The sequence below is a fragment of the Planotetraspora mira genome, from assembly GCF_016863275.1.
GTDB lineage: Bacteria > Actinomycetota > Actinomycetes > Streptosporangiales > Streptosporangiaceae > Planotetraspora > Planotetraspora mira.
The window spans coordinates 70,454-95,709 of record NZ_BOOO01000001.1; the positions used below are offsets into that span (position 1 = coordinate 70,454).

At 69.0% G+C, this 25,256-nt stretch carries 21 protein-coding genes and 1 tRNA gene; 13 read left to right on the forward strand and 9 right to left on the reverse strand.

Annotated features, from left to right (window positions below):
• Positions 1–19 precede the first annotated feature (19 nt).
• The 3 genes from Pmi06nite_RS00340 to Pmi06nite_RS00350 form a co-directional block, all read right to left on the reverse strand.
• Positions 20–475: a GNAT family N-acetyltransferase gene (locus tag Pmi06nite_RS00340; RefSeq protein ID WP_203970645.1), complete on the reverse strand. Its 456-nt coding sequence runs from the start codon at positions 473–475 to the stop codon at positions 20–22.
• Between the two features lie 192 nt (positions 476–667).
• Complete coding sequence (gene rpsA, locus Pmi06nite_RS00345; RefSeq protein ID WP_203950738.1) at positions 668–2,137, reverse strand: 30S ribosomal protein S1; 1,470 nt, start codon at positions 2,135–2,137, stop codon at positions 668–670.
• 198 nt (positions 2,138–2,335) lie between these two features.
• Entirely contained in the window at positions 2,336–3,409 is a 1,074-nt protein-coding gene (locus Pmi06nite_RS00350; RefSeq protein WP_203950739.1) for a polysaccharide deacetylase family protein, read from the reverse strand.
• A 90-nt stretch (positions 3,410–3,499) separates the two neighbouring features.
• On the opposite strand from Pmi06nite_RS00350, the gene Pmi06nite_RS00355 reads away from it, so the two are divergent.
• Positions 3,500–4,387, forward strand: coding sequence for a DUF2127 domain-containing protein (locus Pmi06nite_RS00355; RefSeq protein WP_203950740.1), 888 nt, complete (start codon positions 3,500–3,502; stop codon positions 4,385–4,387).
• On the opposite strand, the gene polA is transcribed toward Pmi06nite_RS00355, so the two are convergent.
• The gene (polA, locus tag Pmi06nite_RS00360; RefSeq protein ID WP_203950741.1) at positions 4,338–7,019 is read right to left on the reverse strand and encodes a DNA polymerase I; all 2,682 of its coding nucleotides are present in this window, start codon (positions 7,017–7,019) and stop codon (positions 4,338–4,340) included. The two genes, Pmi06nite_RS00355 and polA, sit on opposite strands and share 50 nt — an antisense overlap.
• A 134-nt stretch (positions 7,020–7,153) precedes the next feature.
• On the opposite strand from polA, the gene Pmi06nite_RS00365 reads away from it, so the two are divergent.
• The 6 genes from Pmi06nite_RS00365 to Pmi06nite_RS00390 all read left to right on the forward strand — a co-directional run bounded on the left by Pmi06nite_RS00365 (position 7,154) and on the right by Pmi06nite_RS00390 (position 12,660).
• Positions 7,154–7,498, forward strand: a complete 345-nt coding sequence (locus Pmi06nite_RS00365; RefSeq protein ID WP_203950989.1) for a PaaI family thioesterase — start codon at positions 7,154–7,156, stop codon at positions 7,496–7,498.
• 443 nt (positions 7,499–7,941) lie between these two features.
• Positions 7,942–9,225 (forward strand): branched-chain amino acid ABC transporter permease, encoded by a 1,284-nt coding sequence (locus Pmi06nite_RS00370; protein ID WP_239113409.1) that lies wholly within the window; start codon positions 7,942–7,944, stop codon positions 9,223–9,225.
• 13 nt (positions 9,226–9,238) lie between these two features.
• Positions 9,239–10,228 carry a branched-chain amino acid ABC transporter permease gene (locus tag Pmi06nite_RS00375; protein ID WP_203950742.1) on the forward strand — a complete coding sequence of 330 codons (990 nt, stop codon included), beginning with the start codon at positions 9,239–9,241 and terminating at the stop codon, positions 10,226–10,228.
• Positions 10,218–11,150 (forward strand): ABC transporter ATP-binding protein, encoded by a 933-nt coding sequence (locus tag Pmi06nite_RS00380; RefSeq protein ID WP_203950743.1) that lies wholly within the window; start codon positions 10,218–10,220, stop codon positions 11,148–11,150. Before Pmi06nite_RS00375 ends, Pmi06nite_RS00380 begins: the two co-directional genes overlap by 11 nt.
• Positions 11,147–12,058: an ABC transporter ATP-binding protein gene (locus Pmi06nite_RS00385; RefSeq protein WP_239113410.1), complete on the forward strand. Its 912-nt coding sequence runs from the start codon at positions 11,147–11,149 to the stop codon at positions 12,056–12,058. The genes Pmi06nite_RS00380 and Pmi06nite_RS00385 overlap by 4 nt, the downstream gene beginning before the upstream one ends.
• A gap of 131 nt (positions 12,059–12,189) precedes the next feature.
• Positions 12,190–12,660 carry a hypothetical protein gene (locus Pmi06nite_RS00390; RefSeq protein WP_203950744.1) on the forward strand — a complete coding sequence of 157 codons (471 nt, stop codon included), beginning with the start codon at positions 12,190–12,192 and terminating at the stop codon, positions 12,658–12,660.
• 112 nt (positions 12,661–12,772) lie between these two features.
• On the opposite strand, the gene Pmi06nite_RS00395 is transcribed toward Pmi06nite_RS00390, so the two are convergent.
• Both Pmi06nite_RS00395 and Pmi06nite_RS00400 read right to left on the reverse strand, forming a co-directional pair.
• Entirely contained in the window at positions 12,773–14,062 is a 1,290-nt protein-coding gene (locus Pmi06nite_RS00395) for an ABC transporter substrate-binding protein (RefSeq protein ID WP_203950745.1), read from the reverse strand.
• A gap of 272 nt (positions 14,063–14,334) precedes the next feature.
• Complete coding sequence (locus tag Pmi06nite_RS00400) at positions 14,335–14,931, reverse strand: ANTAR domain-containing response regulator (RefSeq protein WP_275409529.1); 597 nt, start codon at positions 14,929–14,931, stop codon at positions 14,335–14,337.
• A 120-nt stretch (positions 14,932–15,051) separates the two neighbouring features.
• Between Pmi06nite_RS00400 and Pmi06nite_RS00405 the strand changes: the two genes are divergently transcribed.
• A tRNA-Leu gene (locus Pmi06nite_RS00405) sits at positions 15,052–15,126 on the forward strand.
• Between the two features lie 111 nt (positions 15,127–15,237).
• On the opposite strand, the gene Pmi06nite_RS00410 is transcribed toward Pmi06nite_RS00405, so the two are convergent.
• Entirely contained in the window at positions 15,238–16,407 is a 1,170-nt protein-coding gene (locus Pmi06nite_RS00410; protein WP_203950746.1) for a PucR family transcriptional regulator, read from the reverse strand.
• Positions 16,408–16,594: 187 nt separating this feature from the next.
• On the opposite strand from Pmi06nite_RS00410, the gene Pmi06nite_RS00415 reads away from it, so the two are divergent.
• From Pmi06nite_RS00415 to Pmi06nite_RS00435, 5 genes are read left to right on the forward strand one after another with little or no spacing between them, the layout of a single operon-like run.
• Complete coding sequence (locus tag Pmi06nite_RS00415) at positions 16,595–17,425, forward strand: ABC transporter ATP-binding protein (RefSeq protein WP_203950747.1); 831 nt, start codon at positions 16,595–16,597, stop codon at positions 17,423–17,425.
• Positions 17,422–18,201 carry an ABC transporter ATP-binding protein gene (locus tag Pmi06nite_RS00420; RefSeq protein WP_239113472.1) on the forward strand — a complete coding sequence of 260 codons (780 nt, stop codon included), beginning with the start codon at positions 17,422–17,424 and terminating at the stop codon, positions 18,199–18,201. Before Pmi06nite_RS00415 ends, Pmi06nite_RS00420 begins: the two co-directional genes overlap by 4 nt.
• On the forward strand, positions 18,198–19,088 hold the full coding sequence (locus tag Pmi06nite_RS00425) for a branched-chain amino acid ABC transporter permease (RefSeq protein ID WP_203950748.1): 891 nt from the start codon (positions 18,198–18,200) through the stop codon (positions 19,086–19,088). The genes Pmi06nite_RS00420 and Pmi06nite_RS00425 overlap by 4 nt, the downstream gene beginning before the upstream one ends.
• 13 nt (positions 19,089–19,101) lie before the next feature.
• The gene (locus tag Pmi06nite_RS00430; protein ID WP_239113473.1) at positions 19,102–20,169 is read left to right on the forward strand and encodes a branched-chain amino acid ABC transporter permease; all 1,068 of its coding nucleotides are present in this window, start codon (positions 19,102–19,104) and stop codon (positions 20,167–20,169) included.
• A complete protein-coding gene (locus Pmi06nite_RS00435) occupies positions 20,130–21,392 on the forward strand; it encodes an ABC transporter substrate-binding protein (protein ID WP_203950749.1) in 1,263 nt (420 codons plus the stop codon). Before Pmi06nite_RS00430 ends, Pmi06nite_RS00435 begins: the two co-directional genes overlap by 40 nt.
• Positions 21,393–21,536: 144 nt before the next feature.
• On the opposite strand, the gene Pmi06nite_RS42470 is transcribed toward Pmi06nite_RS00435, so the two are convergent.
• Entirely contained in the window at positions 21,537–23,351 is a 1,815-nt protein-coding gene (locus tag Pmi06nite_RS42470; protein ID WP_203950750.1) for an ABC transporter ATP-binding protein, read from the reverse strand.
• Positions 23,348–25,138: an ABC transporter ATP-binding protein gene (locus Pmi06nite_RS00445; protein WP_239113413.1), complete on the reverse strand. Its 1,791-nt coding sequence runs from the start codon at positions 25,136–25,138 to the stop codon at positions 23,348–23,350. Before Pmi06nite_RS00445 ends, Pmi06nite_RS42470 begins: the two co-directional genes overlap by 4 nt.
• Between the last annotated feature and the right edge of the window lie 118 nt (positions 25,139–25,256).

Sequence of the window (25,256 nt, forward strand, 5' to 3'; positions counted from 1 at the left end):
CGAAGCCTACCGAGGGATCTCAAACGTCGCGTCGGAGGTGTACCAGGGTCAGATGGTCCTGCACGCGCTCCCTGTGGGTCTCGCGATAGCCGAGGCGGCGATAGAGCCGGAGGTTCCCGCCGGACAGGTGACCGGTGAACAGGTCGAAGGTCGTGGCGTCCGGCAGGGCGTCGTGGAGCGCGGCGAGCAGGCCGCCCCCGATCCCCTCGCCCTGACGATCCGGGGCGACGACGAGACGCCCCACGAGGCAGGTGGAGCCGTTGAGCCTGCCCCGGACGGAGCCGACGATCCGTGCGCCCGCCGTCGCCTTCAGCACGACCCCGGTGCCGATGAACTCGCGGACCTGCTCGGCGGACTCGACGAGGGGCCCGATGAACGGGTCGCCGTACAACTGGGCCTCGGTCACGTATGCGGCCCGCTGGAGGGTGAGGATCTCCCCCGCGTCTTCGGGGAGGGCGCGCGTGATGTCCACCACGTCGCAAACCCTATCGGCGGTCCGGGTGAGCGGCCGCTCCACCTCCGGCACCCGGACCCGGACCCGGGCCGCCGGGCGCTTCATTCAGGCCGCGAAGCAGGCCGCGCAGGCAGGGCATCCCCGCTCGGACATGCCCGGGAACGCGGAAGGCCCCGCCGAAGCGGGGCCTTCACTGCGTTCACTTCAGTGCGGTCAGCTCTGGCCGCCGGCCAGCTTCTCGCGAAGAGCGGCGAGCGCCTCGTCGGACGCGAGAGCACCACCGGTCGTCGGAGCCGGGCTGGCGGTCTCGCCGGTGTAGGACGACGGGGCGGCCTCGCTGGCCTCCGCCTCCTCGGCGCGAGCCTTCTCGACCTGCGTCTTGTGCGCCTCGAAGCGGGCCTGAGCCTCGGCGTACTGCCGCTCCCACTCCTCACGCTGCTTGTCGAACCCGTCGAGCCACTCGCCGGTCTCGGCGTCGAAGCCCTCGGGGTAGATGTAGTTGCCCTGGTCGTCGTAGGTCGCCGCCATGCCGTAGAGCGTGGGGTCGAACTCGACGTCGGCGCCGATCGCACCCTCGTTCGCCTGCTTCAGCGACAGGGAGATGCGACGACGGTCCAGGTCGATGTCGATGATCTTGACGAAGATCTCGTCGCCGACCTGCACGACCTGCTCGGGGATCTCCACGTGACGCTCGGCCAGCTCGGAGATGTGCACCAGACCCTCGATGCCCTCCTCGACCCGGACGAACGCGCCGAACGGAACCAGCTTGGTGACCCGGCCGGGGACGACCTGGCCGATCTGGTGCGTACGGGCGAACTGCTGCCAGGGGTCCTCCTGCGTCGCCTTGAGCGACAGCGAGACCCGCTCGCGCTCCATGTCGACGTCGAGAACCTCGACAGTGACCTCCTGGCCGACTTCGACGACCTCAGAGGGGTGGTCGATGTGCTTCCAGGACAGCTCGGAGACGTGGACCAGACCGTCGACTCCGCCGAGGTCCACGAAGGCGCCGAAGTTGACGATCGAGGAGACGACGCCCTTGCGGACCTGACCCTTCTGCAGGGTGTTGAGGAACGTCTGGCGCACCTCGGACTGGGTCTGCTCGAGCCAGGCGCGGCGGGACAGGACCACGTTGTTGCGGTTCTTGTCCAGCTCGATGATCTTCGCCTCGAGCTCGCGGCCGACGTACGGCTGCAGGTCGCGGACGCGGCGCATCTCGACCAGGGAGGCCGGCAGGAAGCCGCGGAGGCCGATGTCGAGGATGAGACCACCCTTGACGACCTCGATGACCGTGCCGGTGACGATGCCGTCCTCGTCCTTGATCTTCTCGATCGTGCCCCAGGCCCGCTCGTACTGAGCGCGCTTCTTGGACAGGATCAGACGGCCTTCCTTGTCCTCCTTCTGGAGAACCAGGGCCTCGACGTGCTCTCCGACGGCGACGACCTCAGCGGGGTCGACGTCGTGCTTGATGGAGAGTTCACGCGAGGGGATGACACCCTCGGTCTTGTAGCCGATGTCGAGCAAGACCTCGTCTCGATCGACCTTGACGACGGTGCCTTCAACGATGTCTCCGTCGTTGAAGTACTTGATGGTCTCGTCGATCGCGGCGAGGAAGGCCTCCTCGGAACCGATGTCGTTGACCGCTACCTGCGGGGTGTTCGAGGTGGCCTCAGTGCTGCTCGTCATGTGTGGAGTTGCTCCGAACCGGACAGATGTCGTTGTGACGGAAGCGCGGCGGACCTGTTTTCGCTCATCAGAGGCACCTGGCGAAGCATCGATGATCGAGCGCGAGCCGCTCCGTACGAGACGCGCGCGAGCCCACAGCGCAGCGATCAGCATATGAGACGTGGCGGGCTGGGTCAATCCGATACAAGCTTGAACACGCTAGTACGCGATGACGTTTTTAGCCCGGCTTGGAGTGATTTTGCCCCGCAGTTTCTTCGGGACCGAGATATGCGCGGGATCGCCGTCCGACGTGTAGCGCTCCCCCGGCCGCTTGTCCAGCCAATCAAGCCAGTACTGCGTGCAGTAAACGGGGCAGCCCGACTTCTTCTCGTTCGACTGCACCCGCGGGATCGCGTAGCGGTCGAAGGCTTTCGCGTAGGGCGAAACCGACGGCCGTGCCGAAGCTAGGAAAACTCCATCAAAATGATATTTTGTCCCGTCCCAGGACCCGTCATGGGCGACGCGCTGCTTCTTCGGAGCCGAGCCGTACGGCAGGGCGAACGTCGTGGACGACGGGACGCCGATCTCCTTGAGCAGCCGCTCCTGCTTGACGATCTGCTCCGACACCTTCTTGGCCTTCATCCGGTGCAGGTCGGGGTGGGTGTAGGTGTGGTTGGCGACCTCGAACCCGTGGCCGACGAGCCACTTCACCGCCCGCTCCTCCTGCGACCTGTCCCTGATCCCGAACGGGTTCCGGTTGACCCAGAAGGTCGCCACGGGCCGGAACTCCGGATGCTTCGCGGCGACCTCGTAGAGGATCTCGACCACCGTGTTCTTCTTGGGGTTCCCGTGCGTGTCGAGGGCGAAGTGACTGGGGTTCCCGTCGTCGAAGGTCAGCACGACGGGGTGCGTCCCGGCCGGGACGTTGAACTTCCCCGACACGAACTCGGCGGCCGTGATCGGCACGTACTTCTCCCGGACCAGCCGCTCCAGTTCGGCGCGCAACTGCTTCGGGGTCCGGTCGATGGAGGCGCGGCGCTTGGCCAGCAGCCGGTGGTACATGATCACCGGGATCATGCCCGCCTCGTTGGCCTTCACCTTCCGGGCGGCCTCGGCGGCCGTCGGCTTACCGGCCGGATGGCTCACGGAGGGCACGGGAACGGGCGTGATCCTGGTCCTGACCGCCTGTCGTCCGGCGTCGGATGAGGGCAGAAGTGTCACGACGACCAGGCCGACGACGACCACGGCCGCGTTGGCGAGGACACCCGCCCGGGCAAGACTCCGCACAGTCATTTGACCTTAGTGCCGCTCTCTGCCCGAGATGGCCTGTGTTGCAATTTTTGTGTGGATTGGAGCCTCCGGGCATGTGGCCGGCATGGTCACGTGACGTTCGCGCCCGACGACCCCGCGCTGCGCGGCCGCCTCCGCGCGGACACCGCCATGGGCGAGGCCTGGCGGTGCCTCCGGTGCGGCGACTTCGTCGTGGGCGAGGCCCACGGGTCCGGGCCCGCGGGAGCCGCGCCGATCGTACTGCGCGGCAGGGCTCTTCGTGACGCGACGATCCTCCGGCTGATCGCCGTGTTCCGATGGGTGAAGGGCGTGCTCGTCCTCGCCGCGGCCTACGGGGTGTGGCGCTTCCGGGCCGACCACGACGCCGTGAACCGGGCCTTCAAAGCGAATCTGCCGCTGCTCCAGCCGATCGCCGACCGGCTCGGGTGGAACCTGGACCAGTCCGGCGCGGTTCACACGGTCAGGACCGCCCTGGCGGCGACCACCACGACGCTGACCTGGATCATGCTCGCCCTGCTCGTCCTCGGCATGTTGTGGATGATCGAAGGCTTGGGGCTGTGGCTGCTGAAACGCTGGGGCGAGTACTTCTCCGTGATCGCCACGTCGGCGTTCATCCCCGTGGAGGTCCACGAGATCGCCGAGAAGGTCACCCCGACACGTGTGGTGATCCTGTTGATCAACATCGCGGTCGTGCTCTACATCGCGCTGAGCAAACGGCTGTTCGGCCTGCGGGGCGGGCGGCCGGCCCACGAGGCGGAACGGCGCGAGGCGAGCATCCTGGAAGTCGAGGCGGCGGCCGTCCGGCGGACGGCGCACGCCCGGCCGCCGGGGGGCGATGTGACGGCCGTGGCACCTCGTAGGCCGGCGGCGCCGCCCGCGCCCGCCGGGCAGACACCGGCTCCCCCCGTGGACGGAGACGGCTCCGGCCCCCTCAGTGGCCGGCGTCCTCCCAGGTCGAGCCGACACCGACGGAGACGCTGAGCGGCACCCGCAGGGAGTAGGCGGCGCTCATCTGCTCCCGCACCATCGCGGTGAGCTCGTCGAGCTCTCCCGGAGCCACCTCGAACACCAGCTCGTCGTGGACCTGGAGCAGCATGCGCGAGCGCATCCCCTCGATCGCCCGCTGCACGTTGAGCATCGCGACCTTGATGATGTCGGCGGCCGATCCCTGGATCGGCGCGTTGAGGGCCATCCGCTCGGCCATCTCCCTGCGCTGCCTGTTGTCGCTGGTCAGGTCGGGCAGGTAGCGGCGGCGGCCGAGGATCGTCTCGGTGTAGCCGTCCGTGCGGGCCTGGGCGACGATCGCCTCGAGGTAGTCGCGGACGCCGCCGAACTCCTCGAAGTACTCGTCCTTGAGGGCCCTCGCCTCGGCGACGGGGATGTTGAGCTGCCCCGACAGCCCGAAGTCGGACAGGCCGTACGCCAGGCCGTAGTTCATCGCCTTGATCCGCGCCCGGAGCTCACCGTCCACCTGCTCGGCCGGGATGTCGAAGACCCGGGCCGCGGTCGCCTGGTGGAAGTCGTGGCCCGACTCGAACGCGGCGATCAGCGAGGCGTCCTCCGACAGATGAGCCATGATCCGAAGCTCGATCTGGCTGTAGTCGGCCGTCAGCAGCGTCTCGTAGCCCTCCCCGACGACGAAGCCCTTGCGGATGCGCCGGCCCTCGGCCGTGCGGATGGGGATGTTCTGCAGGTTGGGCTTCTCGCTGGACAGGCGGCCCGTCGCGGCGACGATCTGGTTGAACGTGGTGTGGATCCGCCCGTCGTCGGAGATCTCCTTGATCAGGCCCTCGACCGTGGTCCGCAGTTTGGTCTGGTCGCGGTGCCTCAGCAGGATCGTCGGCAACTCGTGGTCGGTCTGGGCGGCGAGCCAGGCCAGCGCGTCGGCGTCGGTCGTGTAACCGGTCTTGATCCGCTTGGTCTTGGGCAGGCCGAGCCGGACGAACAGGATCTCCTGGAGCTGCTTGGGCGAGCCGAGGTTGAACTGCTCCCCCACCGCCTCGTGGGCCGCCTCGACGGCCTGCTTCACCGCGGCGCCGAACTCGGCCTCCAGCGCGGCGAAATACTGCCGGTCGGAGGCGATGCCGGCCCGCTCCACCTCGGCGAGGACCCGGACCAGCGGCAACTCGACATCGGTGACCAGGCGCGTGCCGCCGCGCTTGGACAGGTGGTCCTCGAGCGACTCGGCCAGATCGCGCACGGCCTGGGCCCGGAGCGCCAGGTCCTTGGCCGCGCCGGCGTCGGCGTCCTCGAACAGGGACCCCTGCCCGCCGGGCGCGGATTCGGCCCGCAGCTCCCTGTGCAGGTAGCGCAGCACGAGGTCGTCGAGCGGGAACGAGCGCTGCCCCGGCATCGCGAGGTAGGCCGCGAGGGCGGTGTCGCAGGTGAGCCCCCGCAGGTCGAACCCGAGCGCCCACAGGGCCAGCAGCGGCCCCTTCGCATCGTGCACGGCCTTCGGCTTCGACTCGTCGGCAAGCCACGCGCCGAGCGCCGCCTCGTCCTCCGGTGTCAGCCGCGTGGGATCGACGTAGGCCGCACCCGCCTCGGCGGCGATCGCGATGCCGTCCACCCGCCCGGTGCCGCTGCCGTACACGCCGTCGAAGGCGAGACCGGCCCTGCTCTCGGTGAGCGTGGCGAGCCATCCGGCGACCTGGCCGGGCTCGAGCACCGTGACCTCGAGCTCGAAGCCCTCCTCCACCTCGGGCTCGGCCGTGCCGAGGGTCTTGAAGAGCCGCTCGCGCAGCTCTCCGCGGATCTGGAGCGAGTCGAGCAGCTTGTTGATCTCCTCGCGCTCCCACTCGCCCATCCGGAGGTCGGTCACCTCGACGCCGAGCTCCACGTCACGCCTCAGCTCGGTCAGCATCCGGTTGTGGATGACCTGGCCGAGGTGCTCGCGGAGCTTGTCGCCGACCTTGCCCTTGACCTCGTCGGCCCGCCTGACCAGCTCGTCCAGCGAGCCGTACTCCGAGATCCACTTGGTGGCGGTCTTCTCGCCGACGCTGGGGATGCTCGGCAGGTTGTCGCTCGGGTCGCCGCGAAGCGCCGCGAAGTCGGGATACTGCGCCGGCGTGAGGCCGTACTTCTCCATGACGGCCGCGGGGGTGAACCGGGTCATGTCGCTGATGCCGCGGCGCGTCATCAGCACGGTGACGTCGTCGTTGACGAGCTGGAGCGCGTCGCGGTCGCCGGTGACGATCAGGACGTCCATGCCCTTGCCGGCCGCCTCGGTGGCCAGGGTCGCGATCAGGTCGTCGGCCTCGAACCCGGCCTGCCACATCCGGGGGATCCGCAGCGTGTCGAGCAGCTCGAAGATCAGCTGCACCTGCCCGCGGAAGTCCTCGGGAGTCTCGCTCCTGTTCGCCTTGTAGCCCTCGAACGCCTCGTGCCTGAAGGTGGGCTCACTTCGGTCGAAACAGACCACGACATGACTCGGCTGCTCATCGCGGAGGACATTGGCCAGCATCGAGGTGAAGCCGTACACCGCCTCCGTGTGCTGCCCGTCGGTCGTCATGAGATTGGCGTCCTTAAGGGCGTAGAACGCACGGTACGCAAGAGAATGGCCGTCCAGCAGCAGCAGGCGGGGACGGCTGGGGGTCGCTTCACTCTTCGGCACACACGCAGCCTAGTCTCCGTCTACGACATGAATCCCGGGCTCTTCCCACAGGAGGGATCCCTTTGACCTTGACCAATCCCGACGAGTTCATCGCGGCCGCGAACGAGGCCGCGAAGAGCCACCTGCCTGAGCGCATGGGCATCGAGATCCTTGAGGCGAGCCCCGAGCGGGTCGTCGGGCGCATGCCCGTCGCGGGCAACACCCAGCCGTACGGCCTGCTGCACGGCGGCGCCTCGGTCGTGCTGGCCGAGACGCTGGGATCCATCGGGTCCGCCCTGCACGCCGGGCAGGGCAGGATCGCCGTCGGCATCGAGATCAACGCCACCCATCACCGCTCGGCGACCTCCGGTCACGTGACCGGCGTCGCCACCCGGACGCACGGCGGCCGCACTCTCGCGACGTACGAGATCGAGATCACCGACGAGGAGGGCCGCCGGATCTGCACCTCGCGGCTCACCTGCATGCTGCGCGACGTCTGAGAGCCCGGAAGGCGTCTGAGAGCCCGGAAAAGGCGCGACACGCGGAGCAGCACAGCGACATATCGCCGCAAAACGGATGAGGTTGCGACTCTCTTTGCACGCGGACCTCTCCGCTCGCTACCGTTGTGGCCCCAGAGAGCCCGTGGAAGACCGAGTAGACAACGTGCAGAGCCGGGGAAGCTCTGCACGGTCCCAAAGGTCAGCCACGGGCTCACTGTTTTTTCCGTGGCCGTTCAATAGAGGATCTCTCCGGCAAATCGGTTCTGACCTGGGAAGCCATTCTCACGTGAGTGACACGCCATGGTCACCGATTGGTGACGAACAACCCCGAACCGGGCGACTCGGGCTTATGCTCCGCCACAACGTCGTCGACCCGAGGCGATTGTCGTGTGTTCGGAATGGCGGGCGACCCACCCGCCATGAGCCAAATAGAGGGAGCACCATTGCGCAGAGCCGTGATCGCGTTCACGGCCTTCCTGGGCGGACTCGTTCTTCTCCTCGCCTCCCCCGCCTGGGCGGAAGGGGAGGCGCTGAAGGGCACACTCCAAAACCAAGGCCAGCCGGTGAACGGCGTCAAGATCAGCGTGGTGGCCGAGGACGGAAGCCCCGTCGCCGCGGTCACCACCGGAGCCGACGGCACGTGGGAGGTCCCCGTCTCGAAGGCCGGCAAGTACAAGGTCACCCTCGACCAGAAGACGCTTCCCTCGGGGGTCGGCCTCAAGTTCAAGGACAAGGGCACGCTCGACGTCCAGGTGTACGAGGGGAACCAGCGGAACGTGCTGTTCGCCCTCGCGCCGGCCGGGCAGCAGAACGGGGGGAACGCCTCCGGTGAGACGACCGCCTCGGTCTGGGACCGCGTCGCCCAACTCACCTTCGAGGGCTTCAACCTCGGCCTCATCATCGCGCTCGCGGCGATGGGCCTGTCCCTCGTCTTCGGCACCACCGGCCTGACGAACTTCGCGCACGGCGAGTTGCTCACGCTGGGGGCCATGGCGGCCTACTTGTTCAACGCCGTCCTCGGCGTCCCGCTCATCCTGTCCGCGGTGATCGCGGTCGTCATCGGCGGCGCCTTCGGATATCTGCAAGATCGCTTCTTCTGGGGACAACTGCGCAAACGTGGCAGCAGCCTCGTCGCCATGATGATCATCTCGATCGGCCTCGCCCTGTTCCTGCGCTACATCTTCCTGTTCCTCTTCGGCGGGGAGAGCAGGCCCTTCGCCGAATTCAACGCCCAGCCGGGCATCCAGGTCGGCCCGATCTCGGCGGCGCCCAAGAACTTCATCGCGATGGGCGTCGAACTCGCCGTCCTGGTGATCGTCGGCGTGGCCCTGCTCAAGACCCGCACCGGCAAGGCGGCCCGCGCGGTCGCCGACAACCCGGCGCTGGCCGCGTCCTCCGGCATCAACGTCGAGCGCGTCATCCAGATCATCTGGACCGTCGGCGGCGCCGTCGCCGCGCTCGCGGGCGTCATGCTGGGCCTCGCCCAGAACATCAACTACCAGATGGGCTTCCAGATCCTGCTGCTCGTCTTCGCGGGCGTCACCCTCGGTGGCCTCGGCACCGCCTTCGGCGCACTCGTCGGCTCGCTCGTCGTCGGCCTGTTCATCCAGTTGTCCACCCTCGTGGTGCCGACCGAACTGAAGACCGTCGGCGCGCTGCTGGTGCTCATCCTCGTCATGCTCTTCCGGCCGCAGGGCATCCTCGGCCGCCGCGAGCGCATCGGCTGATCGGAGACCACACGTGGACTGGAACACCATCTTCGTGACCACGGTCAAGGCCTCGATCGGCCTGGAGACCGTCGTCTACGCGCTCGCCGCGATCGGCGTCAACATCCAGTTCGGCTACGCCGGGCTGCTCAACTTCGGCCAGGCGGCCTTCCTCGGCGTCGCCGCGTACGGCCTTGCCGTCATCGTCTCGACGTTCGGCCTGTCGTTCTGGCTCGGCATCGTCGTGGGTCTCGCGGCCACCGTGGTCCTCGCGTTCCTGCTGGGCATCCCGACCCTCCGGCTGCGGGCCGACTACCTCGCCATCGTCACCATCGCGGCGGCGGAGATCGTCCGTCTCGTCTTCCGGTCGGTGGCGTTCAAGGACGTCTTCGGCGGCTCCGACGGGCGGCAGAACTTCTCCGGCGACTTCTACGCCATGAACCCCTACGCCCCCGGCTCGTACGGCATCGGCCCGATCAAGTTCGACGAGCGGACCACGTGGGTCCTGACGGTCGGCTGGATTCTGATCGCGCTGTCCTGCGTGCTGGTCTACCTGCTGATGAAGAGCCCGTGGGGCCGCGTCCTGAAGGCCATCAGGGAGGACGAGGACGCCGTGCGCAGCCTCGGCAAGAACGTCTTCTCCTACAAGATGCAGGCGCTCGTCCTCGGCGGCGTCATCGGCTGTCTCGGCGGCTTCATCTTCGGCCTGGGCCAGGCGTCCATCCAGCCCGACCTGTTCGGCACCGAGTTCACGTTCTACGCGTACACGATCGTGATCCTCGGAGGCGCGGCCCGGGTCTTCAGCCCCGTCGTCGGCGCCGCGATCTTCTGGGTGCTGCTGGTCTTCGTCGGCAACACGCTGAGCGAGGCCGTCGGCGCCGGGGTCTTCGGCTCCGCGATCACCGTGACCCAGGTCGGTTCCGTGCGCTTCATCCTGGTCGGCCTCGGCCTGATGCTCCTGCTCATCTTCCGGCCCCAGGGCATCTTCGGCGACAAGAGGGAGATCGCGCTCGATGCACGCTGACACCACCGTGACCAGCAAGAAGGCCGCCGCGCTTGCGGCCTTCGAGGGAATCGCCTCCGAGCCCGGCGTACCCAAGCCCGACCCCATCCTCGTCATCGAGAAGGTCGTGCGGAGGTTCGGCGGCCTCACCGCGGTGGACGTCGACCACGTCGAGGTCCAGCGCGGCTCGATCACCGCGCTCATCGGGCCGAACGGAGCGGGGAAGACCACGTTCTTCAACCAGCTCACCGGGTTCGACACCGCGGACGAGGGCTCCTGGACCTTCAACGGCAAGCCGCTCAGGGGCGTACCGGCCCACCGGGTGGCCCGCAACGGCATGGTGCGCACCTTCCAGCTCACCAAGGCCCTGTCCAAGCTGACCGTCATGGAGAACATGCGGCTGGGGGCGCAGAACCAGCGCGGCGAGAACTTCTTCCGCGCCCTGATCCCCAGCAGCTGGCGCGGGCAGGAAGACGAGATCACCGAGCGCGCCGAGGAGCTCCTCGAGCGGTTCAAGCTCGCGGCCAAGCGGGACGACTTCGCCGGCTCCCTGTCGGGCGGCCAGCGCAAGCTGCTCGAGATGGCCCGCGCGCTCATGGTCGGCCCCGAGCTCGTCATGCTCGACGAGCCCATGGCCGGTGTGAACCCGGCGCTGACCCAGTCCCTCCTCGGCCACGTCAAGGACCTGCGCGAGGAGGGCATGACCGTGCTCTTCGTCGAGCACGACATGGACATGGTGCGTGACATCAGCGACTGGGTCATCGTCATGGCGCAGGGCGCGGTCATCGCCGAGGGCCCGCCGGACACGATCATGTCGGATAACCGGGTCATCGACGCCTACCTCGGGGCCCACCACGACGCTCCGATGTCGGCCGAGGAGGCCGAGGAGCAGCTGCAGGAGGCCGAGGCCGAGCTCGAGGCCGAGATCGAGGAGAAGGCATGAGCGAGCCAGAGCCGAACGCCGAGCGCGCCGAAGGCGCCGACGACGCGGTGGCCGTACCGGCCGCGCGCGCCGCGGAGCAGGACGCCCCTGAGCCCGCGGACGACACCGCGGACACTGCGGAGGACACTGCGGAGGAGACCACCTCCGTCGCCGTCACCGACCGCTCCGACCACCTGGCCGGGGCGCAGGACGCGGTCCTGCGCGCCGACGAGCTGTACGCGGGCTACGTCCCCGGCGTCAACATCCTCAACGGAGCCGACCTCTACGTGAAGAAGGGCGAGCTCATCGGCATCATCGGCCCCAACGGAGCCGGGAAGTCGACGCTGCTCAAATCCCTGTTCGGGCTGGTGAACGTGCGCACGGGCACGGTCACGCTGAACGGCGAGGACATCACCAACCTCAAGGCCCACTCGCTGGTCGCCAGGGGCGTCGGGTACGTCCCGCAGACCAACAACGTGTTCCCCAGCCTCACCATCGAGGAGAACCTGGAGATGGGCGCCTTCCAGGTGCCCGGCAAGTTCAAGGAACGCTTCGAGTTCGTCTGCGAGATCTTCCCGGCGCTCAAGGAACGTCGCAAGCAGCGGGCCGGATCCCTGTCCGGCGGCGAGCGCCAGATGGTCGCCATGGGCCGGGCGCTCATGACCGAGCCGTCGGTCCTCCTGCTCGACGAGCCGTCGGCCGGTCTGTCGCCCAAGCTGCAGGACCTGGTCTTCATCCAGGCCCAGCAGATCAACAAGGCCGGGGTGACGATCATCATGGTGGAGCAGAACGCGCGCCGCTGTCTGCAGATCTGCCATCGGGGCTACGTCCTGGACCAGGGCCGCAACGCCTACATGGCCAGCGGACGCGACCTCATCAACGACCCCAAGGTCATCCAGCTCTATCTCGGCACGCTGGCCCGCGCCTAGCGCCGCCGTCACGAGGGGCCCCGGGTGGTTCGCCGCCCGGGGCCCTTCGTGGTCTCCGGTACGGCGCAATGCCACCGCCTTGTGACCTTTTGCCCGCGAGACCGCGGAACACGGCGACCACAATGGGCGTCATGACCCGAAACACATTGGGGTCGGCGTCGGCCCTCATGGCGCTCACGATCGTCCTGAGCGCCTGCCAGAGCCCCCCTCACGACACCCCGGGGGGATCCGGGTCCTCGACCGCGACGGCCGGCGCCTCGGCGGACAGGGCCGTCTACGTGACCGGCGCCCGGCCCGACGACGACGCCTGCACCCGGGTGGTCTCCGCCATCGGCTATCTAGAACTCTCCCTGCTTCCCTCCGGCCAGGAGGACGCCCAGCGCTACGACGGCGACGTGCGCGGCCGCTTCGGCTACGTGCGCGGCACACTCGCGATGTACGGCCCGCATCTCCCCGCGTCCCTGGCCGGCCCCGTCGCGACCATCGAGGAGGTCGGCACGCCCCTGTCCACGGCTGCCACAGCGCCCTCCACGCGGCCCGCTCTGCTCCGCGAGTACCGCAAGGCCTCCCGCACCATCACCTCGGCCTGCCCGAGGCCCTGACGCGACGCCAGGCGTACGGCGGGGGCAGTGGCGGGCACGCGAAAAGGGCCCGGTCCGCCAGGACCGGGCCCTTCACGTCAGCACTTCGTCTACAGCGCTGCCATCACCGACGTCAGCCGTCGATCTTGCCGGTGTTGAAGGCGATGTTCTTGTTGGTGTTGTCCGCGCCGTACTGGTAGATGCCGATGGTGGCCTCTGCCGGGTCACCGGCGGCGTTGAACTCGACCGGGCCCGAGACACCGTCGTAGTCGATGTCCTTGCCGGCCGCGAGCAGGTCGGCGCAGGACTTGAAGTCCTTGCACTTCTCGCCGCCGCTGGAGACCTCGGTCAGCTTCGCCGCGATGTCCGCGCCCGCGTCGCTCTTGGCCGCGGTCGCCGCGAGAGCGGTGAGGATCGTGGCGTCGTAGGACTCGGGACCGTAGTTGAAGTCCTTCAGGCTCGGGTCGGCCGTCTTGAGCTTCGCCTTGAAGTCGTCGGAGACCTCGGCGCCGGGCTGGGTGCCCTTCGCGCCGTCCAGCGTGCCCTTGGGGAAGCCGTCCTTGCCGGTGCCGTAGTTGGACAGGTTGCCGTCGACGAAGTACCACTTCACCTTGTCGGCGGTCAGGCCCTGCTTGACCAGCTCAGGCACGATCTTCTTCGTCTCGTCGAAGCCGATCAGCGCGATGGCCTTGGGGTTGGCTTCCTTGATCTTCGCGACGTCCGCGGAGAAGTCGGCCGCCTTCGGGTCGTAGATGACCTTCGAGACGACCTGGCCGCCGCCGCCCTCGACCGCCTTCTGGACGTTGTCCGCCAGGCCGGTGCCGTACGCGTCCTGGAGGGCGAGGATGCCCACGCTGTCGCTGCCGTCGGCGAGGATGAGGTCGCCGAGCACGCGGCCCTGGAGAACGTCCGGCGGAGCCGTACGGAAGTACAGGCCCTTGTCGTTGTACGTCGTGAACTCGTCAGAGGTGTTGGCGGGCGAGATCTGCACCACGCCGGCGCCCGTGATCTTGTCGATGACCGACAGCGAAACAGACGAGGACGCCGCACCGATGATGGTGTCGGCGTTCTGCTGAAGCAGCTTGTCAACCGACTGCGAGGCAATGTTGGTCGAGGTGTCACCCGAGTCGGTGTCGATCTCGACGGCCGGCTTGCCGAGGACGCCGCCGGCGGCGTTGATCTCCTGAACCGCCAGCTTGACACCCGCGAACTCCGGCGGGCCAAGGAAGGCGAGCGAACCGGTCTGCGGCAGCAGCGTGCCGACGGTGAGAACGCCGTCGCCCTTGGCAGCGGCGGGCGCTGAGGAGGCGGGCGCCGAAGACGTCGGCGCGGCGGTCTCCTCGCCACCGCCACAGGCCGTCAGGGCGAGGCTGGCGGCCGCGGCGACGGCCAGCACGCGCCCAAGGGGGGCAATGCGGATCATGAAGCATCTCCTTCATCCAGGCCGGGAAACGGCAGCATCGCCGACCGGTCCCGATCGAATGGTGGAAACGTACATACCGCAAGGGACCTCCGACCAGGCATGCGTCAGAACTGTCCACACTTGGTTGCGGAGTCGTAATAACTCCTCAACTTATGGGGGGAACCTTTCTGAGCAGGAGCCCGGTGTGCGCTCTCTCCGTACATTTCGCCACAGGCGTCCCAACCGGCACTCGGATACCACTGAGCACCGAAATTCACTCCGCCATAAAGGCGTCACGCGGACGGCGCGGCTTCTCCGGCGCCGTCGTCGACGACGGCCTGGGCCACCTGGCGCATGCTCAGCCGCCGGTCCATCGACGCCTTCTGGATCCACCGGAACGCCTGCGGCTCGGTCCACCCGTGCCGGGTCATGAGCAGGCCTTTCGCCCGCTCCACCAATTTCCTGGTCTCCAGCCGCTCGGAAAGGGTGGAAACCTCCTTCTCCAGCGCCGAGATCTCCTCGTGGCGGCTGACCGCCATCTCGATCGCCGGAACCAGGTCGCCCTTGGTGAACGGCTTGACCAGATAGGCCATGGCCCCCGCGTCCCTGGCGCGCTCGACCAGATCGCGCTGCGAGAACGCGGTCAGGATGAGACAGGGCGCGATCCGCTCGGACACGATCCGCTCAGCGGCCGAGATCCCGTCGAGGACCGGCATCTTCACGTCGAGGATCACCAGGTCGGGCCGCAACTCCATGGCCAGCTTGACCGCGGTCTCGCCGTCGCCCGCCTCCCCCACGACGGCGTAGCCGTCCTCTTCGAGCATCTCCTTGAGGTCGAGACGGATCAGTGCCTCGTCTTCCGCGATCACCACTCGCCGCTGCGTACTCACGCACAAGAGGTTACCGACGTCCGCTACATTAGGACCACGCCAGGGGCCACGCGGTCGATCATCTCTCCGCTAAGCTCTATGACGACGGGTTCGGACAAGTCAACGTATGTCCGGATTGAAGCCCCGGTACCCCAATTGGCATGAGGGAGCGGATTCAAAACCCGTACAGTGTGGGTTCGAGTCCCACCCGGGGCACTTGCAGTAATCGTAAAAATCATCTCCGAAATCTCACCGGCGGACGCCGTCATCGGCGCACGCGACCCGGTCGACGCGATTTCGGGCTCTTTGCCTGCTTCCCGACACCGATCAGGTGTCCGGCAGGAGCCGTACGGCATCGAGGGCGAGGGACAATTCCACGGCGTCGCGCGGCCGCGACGGCGAGCGCCCGGTCATCTGCTCGATCCTGCGCACCCGGTTGAAGACCGTGTTCCGATGGCAGTACAGCTCGCTCGCCACCCGCACCGCCGAGCCCTCACACCGGAGCCAGGCCTCCAAAGTGGCCAGGAGCACCCCGCGCTCCGGTGAGGACAACACCGGCCCGAGCACGCCGCTCGCCAGGTGCCTGGCCAGCTCGGGCTGGCAGACCACCAGCGCGGCGGGCAGCCGCCGGTCGAGCCTCGCGATCTCCGGCCGGGTGCCGGAACACGTCCGCATGGCGAGCTCGGCCATCCGCCGGGCGTTGCCGAGCTCCGCGAGCCCCTCGACGACGGGGCTGATGCCGGCGATCCCGCACACGATGGGCCTGATGGCCTCGACGAGGTCGTCCAGCGACCGGTCGCCCATGAACACCACGGCCATCTCGTAGTCGGTCCGCATGCGCCACAGGAACAGCATGCCGCCGATGATCTCGGGCCGGTGGACCCGCTCGGGGAGCCGCGTTGTGACGACCGCATAGCGGCCGTGTTCCGGGAGCTCCAGGGCGGCCGCCGCGACCTGTCCGACGGCCGCGTCCGCCCGCCCTTCGAGCAGGGCGTCCAGCATCGCGTGCACCCGCTCGTTCCCCCGGCCGAGCAGCTCGTTCTCCCGGCGGCGGTAGGCGTCGGCGGCCGCCACGGCCTGCCGGTCGATGGCGTGCCACACGTGAGTGGCGCTGCGCAGCAGTGCGGGCAGCTTCTCGGGGTTCCGGTCGCCGACGATGTCGATGAAGCCGTTCCACGTGACCTGGGCGGCCAGCCGGTAGCTGCGCATGAGCGAGTCGAGCGGCAGCCCGTGCTCGGCCCGCCTGCGCCCCACCGTCTGCGCGTACTCGACGTCGCGTCGTTCGTGCCGCGGCTGGAGGATGGCGGTGATGCCGATGCGCAGCCCCTCGTAGGTGCTCTTCCAGTGATCCTCGATGGGGATGTTGATCCGGTAGGCCTCGTCGTTCTCCCTGCCGCGTTTCACGAGCTCGTCGGTGAGCTCGGGGATCCGTTCCAGCAAGAAGGCGGCGGAGGTCCTCAGCAGTTCCCGGATCTCGGATTCCGTCCTGGACCTCATGGGTCCGAATGTGCCAGCACTTCGGGTCTGGAACAAGGTTCGGTTCTCGTTTCGTGACCGTGGATTGTGCTGTCGCACAAGTCGTGTGTCAACGACATGGGCTGAGGACCCGACTTGCCGGGCAGATCTGGACGCGGCTCGACGCGATGGGTTGTCTGTGCCTTCATCGGAGTCACAGGAGGGGTTGATGGCTGGTGAGGCAGGCCTGGAGATCGCGGATCTGGCGGTGCACTACGGCCCCGTACGCGCGTTGAGAGGAATCCGCGTCACCGTTCCGCGCGGTGCGGTGGTGGCGGTCCTCGGTGCGAACGGCGCGGGCAAGACGACGCTCCTTCGCGCCGTGTCGGGCACGCTGAGGTTCCACCGGGGCGGGGTCACCTCCGGCACGGTGTCCTTCGGCGGCTCACGGCTGAACGGGTCGCCGGCGACCGCCGTCGCACGTGGCGTGGTCCAGGTGCCGGAGGGCCGCCGCGTCTTCGCCCGGATGACCGTGGCCGAGAATCTGCGGGCCGGGGCGCTGGGCGTCCGCGATCGCGCGAAGGCGGGCGAGGCGCGCGACCGGGTCCACGCGCTGTTCCCGATCCTCGCGGAACGGGCGCACCAGAGGGCGGGCCTGCTGTCGGGCGGCGAGCAGCAGATGCTCTCGATCGGACGGGCCCTGATGGCGAACCCGTCGATGTTGCTGCTCGACGAGCCCACTCTCGGCCTCGCTCCGAAGATGGCGGCCCGCATCGCGGCCACGATCAGAGAGATCAACGCCCAGGGCACCTCCGTGCTCCTGGTGGAGCAGAACGCGGCGATGGCCCTGGGGCTGGCGTCCCACGCGTACGTGCTGGAGGTGGGCGAGGTCGCCCTGTCGGGCCCGGCGGCGGAACTGGCCGCCAGCGACGAGGTACGGCGCCGGTATCTGGGCGTCGGCACGCCCGAGACAGACCGACCGGTTGGTATCAACGCGGAGAACGCCCCGCCGGACGACCCGCCCCGACCGGTCCGGACATTGTCGAGGTGGACGGCGTGATCCCGGAACTCGTGGTCAGCGACGTCACGGTCAGGTTCGCCGGCCTCGTCGCGCTCGACGCCGTGAGCTTCACGGTCAGGCCCGGCAGCACGCACGCGCTCATCGGGCCGAACGGCGCGGGCAAGTCGACGTGCTTCAACGTGCTGTCCGGCGTGTACCGGGCGACGTCGGGGAGCGTGCGGTTCGGCGACGCGGAACTGACGGCGTCGCGGCCGCACCAGGTGGCGGCGCTCGGAGTGGCGCGCACGTTCCAGAACATCGCGTTGTCCCCTCGGCTCACGGTGCGGGACAACCTCATGCTCGGCCGTCATCGGCTGACCAGGAGCGGCTTCGTCTCCGCCGGGCTGCGGCTGCCCTCGGCCCGGCGGGAGGCCGTACGGCACGGCGCGCGGGTGGAGGAGATCGCCGCGTTCGTCGGCGTCGCCGACGCGCTGCCTACTCCGGTCGGGCTGCTGCCGTACGGGACGCAGAAGCGCGTCGAGCTCGCCCGGGCGCTGTGCATGGAGCCGCGCCTGCTGCTCCTCGACGAACCGGTCGCCGGCATGAACAGCGAGGAGCGGCGGGAGATGGCCGACCTGATCGTCTCCGTCCGGGAGAGCCTCGGCATCTCGATCCTGCTGGTCGAGCACGACATGGGGATCGTCATGCGGATCGCCGACTCCGTGACCGTCCTCGACTTCGGCAAGCGCATCGCCGACGGCGAGCCCGACGAGATCCAACGCGATCCCGAGGTGATCCGCGCCTACCTCGGCGACATCGAGGAGAGCCCCTCATGACCACCTTCCTGGAGCTTCTCGTCAACGGGATCTCCGTCGGAGCCGTGTACGCGCTGATCGCGCTCGGGTTCGTCGTCATCTTCAAGGCGACCGAGGTGGTGAACTTCACGCACGCCTCGCTGCTGCTCGCGGGCGGGTTCCTGGTCGCGAAGCTGCATCCGGCGCTCGGCTTCTGGCTCGCCCTCGCGGCCGGGGTCGCGGGCGCCGCGCTGGTCGGGGCGCTGATCGAGTTCCTGATCATCAGGCGGGCGCGGGTCGGTTCGCACGGCGTGCTGGCGATCGTGACGATCGGCGTGGACATCCTGCTGACGACCGAGCTCACCCGGGAGATCGGAACCGACGTCCTCGCCCTGGGGGATCCGTGGCGGGACCAGGTCCTGCACCTGGGCCCGATCACGATCGCCGAGACCCGCATCGTCGCTCTGGGGGTCGCCGCCGCACTGATCACGGCGTTCCTGCTGGCGTTCAAGTTCACGGGGTGGGGCGTGGCCATGCGGGCCACCGCGGAGGACGCGGAGACCGCCGCCCTGATGGGCGTACGGCTTGGCCGGGTCTCGCTCAGCGCCTGGGCCGTTGCGGGTGCGCTCGCCGCGATCGCGGCCCTGTTCCTGTGCGTCTTCCCCACGCCGGGTCTGGACCGCAGCACGACGGCCGCCGCCATGAAGGCCTTCCCCGCGGCGATCCTCGGCGGGCTGGACTCGACGACCGGCGCGCTGGCCGGCGGGCTGATCGTCGGGGTGACCGAGGCGCTGATGAGCGGATACCAGAGTCAGCTGGCCTTCCTCGGACGCGGCATCGGCGACGCCGCGCCGTTCCTGGTGATGATCGTGATCCTGCTGTTCCGGCCCGCCGGGATCTTCGGCACGAAGGAGTTGGCCCGTGTCTAGGAGATCGAGGTGGATCACGCTCGGCGCCGTCTGGGGGGTGGTCGTGGTGGCCGCGGTCGTCGCGCCCTTCTACCTGGAGGGCTTCTGGCTCCAGACGGGCCTGTTCGCGATGTCGGCGGCGGTCGGCGCCATCGGCATCAACCTGCTGACCGGGGCGACCGGGCAGTTGTCGCTCGGCCACGCGTTCTTCCTCGCCGTCGGCGCGTACGCCTACGTGTACCTGTCGACCGACGTGGGGCTGCCGACGCCGCTGGCCGCCGTCGTCGCGGTGATCCTCGCGGGCGTCGCGGGCGGGTTGTTCAGCCCGATCGCGGGACGTCTGAAGGGCGCCTATCTGGGCATCGCCACCCTCGCATTGATCTTCGGGGGTCAGCACGTGCTCTTCAACGCCGAGCCGCTCACGGGCGGCTACAACGGCCGCGCGGTGCCTCCGATGGAGCTGTTCGGCTTCGTGTTCGCGGACTCCCCCGGCCTCGTGCTGCTCAACGTGCCCTTCGGGGCGCTGGAGCGGCTGTGGTTCCTCGGTCTCCTGGTGCTCGCCGCCGCGGCGGCGTTCGCGCGGGGCGTGCTGCGCGGCCGTCCCGGCCTCGCCATGAACACCATCAGGGACCACGAGATCGCGGCGGGGGTGATGGGCGTCCCGGTCGCGCGTTACCGCGCGGGCGTGTTCGTCCTGTCGTCCATGTACGGCGGGCTGGCCGGCGTGCTCGTCGCCCTGGTCTTCCAGCGGGCGGTGCCGGACTACTTCGGCTTCCTGCTGTCGCTCGACTATCTCGCCATGATCGTGATCGGGGGTCTCGGATCGGTCGCGGGGGCCGTCATCGGAGCGGTGTTCGTCTCCCTCCTCCCCCAGCTGCTGACGCGTTACAGCGACGCCCTGCCGCTGGTGGCCGAGCCCGGTTCCGGCGGGGTGTCCCCCGCCGAGGCCGCGCGCATCCTCTACGGCGCCGCCGTCGTGACGGTGGTGCTGTTCCTGCCCGGCGGTCTGCTCGGGCTCGCCACGCGGCTCCGCCGCGTCATCCCTCGAATCAAGGAGCTCAGATGGCCAAATTCGGCACCCGCGCCCGCATCGCGACGCTAGCCGTCCTCGCCCTGGCGGCGGCCTCCTGCGCCAGCGACAAGGCGGTGGGCGGAGCGCCCGCCACCGGCGGCGACGGCGTGAAGACCGGCCCGGGCGTGACCGCCACGACGATCACCGTGGGCGTGGTCACTGACCTGACCGGACCGTACGCCTCGCTCGGGAAGAGCCTGACCCAGGCGCAGCAGCTGTACTTCGAGCAGGCCAACGCCGCGGGCGGAGCGTGCGGACGCAAGTACGAGGTCATCGTCCGCGACCACGGCTACGACACGCAGAAGGCGGTCGCCGCCTACACGGAGATCGGGCCGAAGTCCGCGGCGATCCCGCAGTTCATCGGCTCGCCCATGGTCACGGCGCTCAAGCAGCGCATCGACACCGACAAGCTCCTCACCATCCCGATGGCATGGGCGACGTCCCTGCTGGGCAGCCGGGCGATCCAGGTGACCGGCACGACGTACGACATCGACATGATCAACGGTGTGGACTTCCTCACGAAGGAGAAGGGCATCAAGGCCGGCGACAAGGTCGGGCACCTGTACTTCGAGGGCGACTACGGCGAGAGCGCGCTCAACGGCTCGAAGTACGCCGCGGACAAGCTCGGCCTGGAGATCGTGGAGCAGAAGATCAAGGCCACCGACCAGGACATGAGCGCGCAGGTCGCCGCGTTCAAGGCGGCGAAGGTCAAGGCCGTGCTCGTCTCGGTCGGGCCGAGGCAGGCCGCGTCGCTCGTCGGGGTCGCACTGGCGGGCGGCATGGACGTGCCGTTCGTCGGCAGCAACTCCGCCTACTCGCCGCAACTGCTCGGCACCCCGGCGGCGCCCGCGCTGCTGAAGGACTTCTACGTCATGACGGCCGGAGCGCCGGTGAGCGCGCCCATGCCCGCGATGCAGAAGCTGGTCGCCGACTATCAGGCGAAATATCCCGGGCAGACCCTCGACAACGCCGTCCCCACCGGCTGGAGCGCCGCCATGATCGTGGATGAGGCGGTCAAGAAGGCCTGCGCCGCCAAGGACCTCAGCCACGAGGGCATCCTGGCCGCGCACCGCTCGCAGTCGACCTTCGAAGGCGGCTTCGGCACCCCGATGGACTTCACGTTCTTCGACAAGCCGGCGTCCCGGGCGTCCTACATCCTCAAGCCCGACAAGGCGGCGGTCGGCGGCTCGGTCGTCCTCAAGGAGGCCGCGGTCTCCGACCTCGCCAAGGACTACCCGGTCCCGGTCGGCTGACCGCGAGAACCCGGCGGACCCGGAAGCCGGTACGGCTCGCGTGGGAGCGCGAGCCGTACGGCGGTTCCACCCGGCCGCCGGGCGGTCAGGCGGAGACGGTCAGGCCGAGGCAGGTCGGGCCTGCGCGGGCCAGGCCGGCGCGGGTCAGGCGAGGCTGTCGACCCAGGCCTGATGGAGCCGGGAGAAACGGCCGGATCCCTCGATGAGCCGGTCGGGCGGGCCGTCCTCGACGATGCGCCCGCCCTCGATGACGAGCACCCGGTCGGCGATCTCCACCGTGGAGAGGCGGTGGGCGATGATCAGCGCGGTCCTGTCGGCGAGGATGGTCCGCAGGGCCCGCTGGACCATCCGCTCGCTCGGCACGTCGAGGCTCGAGGTCGCCTCGTCGAGGATCAGCACGGCGGGGTCGGCGAGGAACGCCCTGGCGAACGCGACGAGCTGGCGCTGCCCCGCCGATATCCGGCCGCCCCGCTTGCCGACCTGGGTGTGGTAACCCTCGGGGAGGGCCGTGATGAACTCGTGGGCGCCGATCGCCTCGGCGGCCTCGACGACCGCCTCCATGGGCGCGCCGGGACGGCCGAACCCGATGTTGTCCGCGATCGTCCCGGTGAACAGGAAGTTCTCCTGGGTCACCATGACCACGAACCGCCGCAGCGTGGCCTCGTCCAGGTCGCGCAGGTCCACGCCGTCGAGCATGACCCGCCCGGACACGGGGTCGTAGAAGCGCGAGATGAGCTTGGCCAGCGTCGTCTTGCCCGCGCCCGTCGTCCCCACCACCGCGACGGTCTGGCCGGCGGGGATCTCCAGGTCCAGCCGGGGCAGGACCCGCGGACCCTCCCCGTAGGCGAACTCGACGGCGTCGAACCGCAGCGCCCCGCTCGCACGGGTCAGCTCCCGGGGGCGGCGCGGTTCCGCCACGCCCGGCTGCTCCTCCAGCACCCCCGACAGCTTCTCGAGGGCGGCGCCGGCCGACTGGAGCGCGTTGTAGAACTGGCTGATCTCCTGCATCGGCTCGTAGAACTGGCGGAGGTAGAGCAGGAACGCCGCCAGCACCCCCACCGTGACCGTGCCGTGCAACGCGAGCCACCCGCCGTACAGCAGGACGAGGGCGACCGTGACGTTGCCGATGAGCTTGATCCCGGGCATGAAGATCGCGATGAGTCGCGACCCGCGCGTGTTCGCCTCGCGGTAGTCGGCGTTGAGCCTCTCGAAGATCTCCTGGTTGCGCGGCTCCCGGCGGAAGGCCTGCACCGCGCGGACCCCGGTCATCGACTCCACGAAGTGAACGATGACCAGCGCGACGGTCTCACGCGTCCGGCGGTAGGCGGCGCTCGACTCCCGGCGGAACCAGCGCGTGAACAGCAGCAGCACGGGCAGCGGCAGCAGCGCGACGAGCCCGAGGTGGACGTCGAGCACGAGGAGCATGGCGGCCGTGCCGAACAGTGTGAGCACCGCGGTGACCAGGCCGTCGAAGCCGGAGTCCAGCAACTCGGCGATGGCTTCGACGTCGGAGGTGAGCCGTGAGATCACCCGGCCGGACGTGTAGCCCTCGTGGAACGACAACGACAACTTCTGGAAGTGCGTGAAGACCCGGCGCCGCAACTCGAGCAGGATGTCCTGCCCGATCCGCCCGGCGAGCTGGAGGAACGCCTGCCGGGTGACGGCCTGGACCAGCGCGGCCCCCACGATCGCCGCCACGATCGTCAGCAGCGTGCCCGAGCCCCGCCCGTCGGCCATCGGCGGGATGCCGCTGTCGATGCCGGTCTTCACCAGGTACGGCAGGGCGAGGCCGGCCGCGTTGGACACCACGATGACGGCGGTCAGCAGCGCGATCGCCCTCCTGTGCGGGCGCAGGAGATCGCCGAGCAGTCGGCGGGAGCGGGACCGCAGCAGGAGGGAGACGTTCTCGGGGATGTGGTCCTTGTCCTCGGCCGCGACCCCGCGCCAGGAGTCGCTCACCGCAGCGCCCTGTCGGGGTCGAGGTCGGCGTCCTGGGCGAGCAGGGCCCGGTATTCGGGGACCGTGGCGAGCAGGTCGGGATGTCGGCCGACGTGCTGGATGGTTCCGTCCCTGAGCAGGGCCACCCGGTCGGCGAGCAGCACCGTCGAGGCCCTGTGTGCGACGACCAGGCCGGTCGCGTCGGCGAGGACCCGGCGCAGCGCCTCCTCCACCAGCGCCTCGGTCTCGACGTCCAGCGCCGACAACGTGTCGTCCAGGACGAGGATCCGCGGCTTGCCGAGGACCGCGCGGGCGAGGGCGAGCCGTTGCCGCTGGCCGCCGGACAACGACATCCCCTGCTCGCCGATCCTGGTGTCCAGGCCCCACGGCAGGTCGTACACGAACGTGGCCTGGGCGATCTCCAGGGCCTCCCGGACGTCGTCCTCACCGGCGTCGCCGTGGCCCAGCATGACGTTCTCCCTGACGCTCATCGAGAACAGCGTCGGCTCCTCGAACGCCGTCGCGACCACCGACCGGAGCGCGGGCAGCGTCAGGTCGCGGACGTCGTGCCCGTCGATGGTGACGCGGCCGCCCGTGACGTCGATGAGCCGCGGGACGAGTGCCGTGAGCGTGGTCTTCCCCGAGCCCGTCGCCCCGACGACGGCGATGGTCTCCCCCGGCCGCACGTCCAGCCAGACGTCGCGCAACACCGAGCGCGCGCCGCCGGGATGGCGGAACTCCACACCCTCGAACCGGAGATGCCCGCGTGGGTGCTCGATGACCTCGGTCCCTCCGACGATCTCCGGGACGGTGTCCAGCACCTCGGTGACGCGGTCGGCCGAGGTCATGGCCTCCTGTCCCATCGCGAGGATGTAGCCGAGGGAGGCGACCGGCCAGACGAGCTGGAGTACGAGCGTCGTGAACGCCACCAGCGTGCCGAGGGTGAGCGCGTCACGTGCGACGGCGAGCGCGCCGACGAGCACGACCATGGCCAGGGTGACGTTCGGGACCACCTCGAGGAAGGTGAAGAACCGCGAGGCCAGCCGTACCTTGGCGAGCGACGTCCGGTGGATCCCGCGGGCGGTCTCGTCGAACCCCTCGTAGAGATGCCGGCTGCGGCCGAACGCCTTGATCGTCCGAATGCCCACCGCCGCCTCCTCGACGAGGGTGGCGAGGTCGCCCTGCTGGTCCTGGACCCGGCGGGAGATGCCGATGTACCGCTTCTCGAACCGGAGCGACAACACGACGATCGGCACGGCCGAGACCGCGACGATCAGGCCGAGCGGCCAGTACATGTGGAACAGGACGATGGTGACGGCGATGAGTTGGAGCACGTTCATGACGAGGAACAGCGCGCCGAACCCGAGGAACCTGCGGATCGTCGAGAGGTCGGTCGTCGCCCTCGACAACAACTGGCCCGACTGCCATTCGCCGTGGAAGCTCATCGGCAGGCTCTGCAGCCGGCGGTAGAGGTCGTCGCGGATCGCCGTCTCCAGGCCGAGGACCGGTCCCGCCTGCGACCATCTCCGGACGAAGATGAGGACCGCCTCCGCGATCCCCAGCACGAGGGCGAGCAGGCCGAGCGGCAGGAGGCCTCCGAGGTCACCGTGGCCGACGGGCCCGTCGATGATCTGCTTGCCCACGAGCGGGACGGCGGTGCCCGCGGCGATGCCGAGGAAGGCGGCCACCCACGACACGACGAGCACGCGGTTGTAGGGCCTGAGGTAGGACTTCAGCCGCCACAGCGCGCGCCACGAGAGTTGCCGGGCGCCCGGGGCCGCATCTGGATCATCGTCATCTGAAGGCATCGTCGGGCGCAGCACTCCTCACCGGCGCATGGAGACGGGATCGGGCCTCTCGCACCTGCCATGGTTCATCAGGGGCATGGCGCGATCAACCGGTTTTCCCGGGCCACCGGGAGTCACA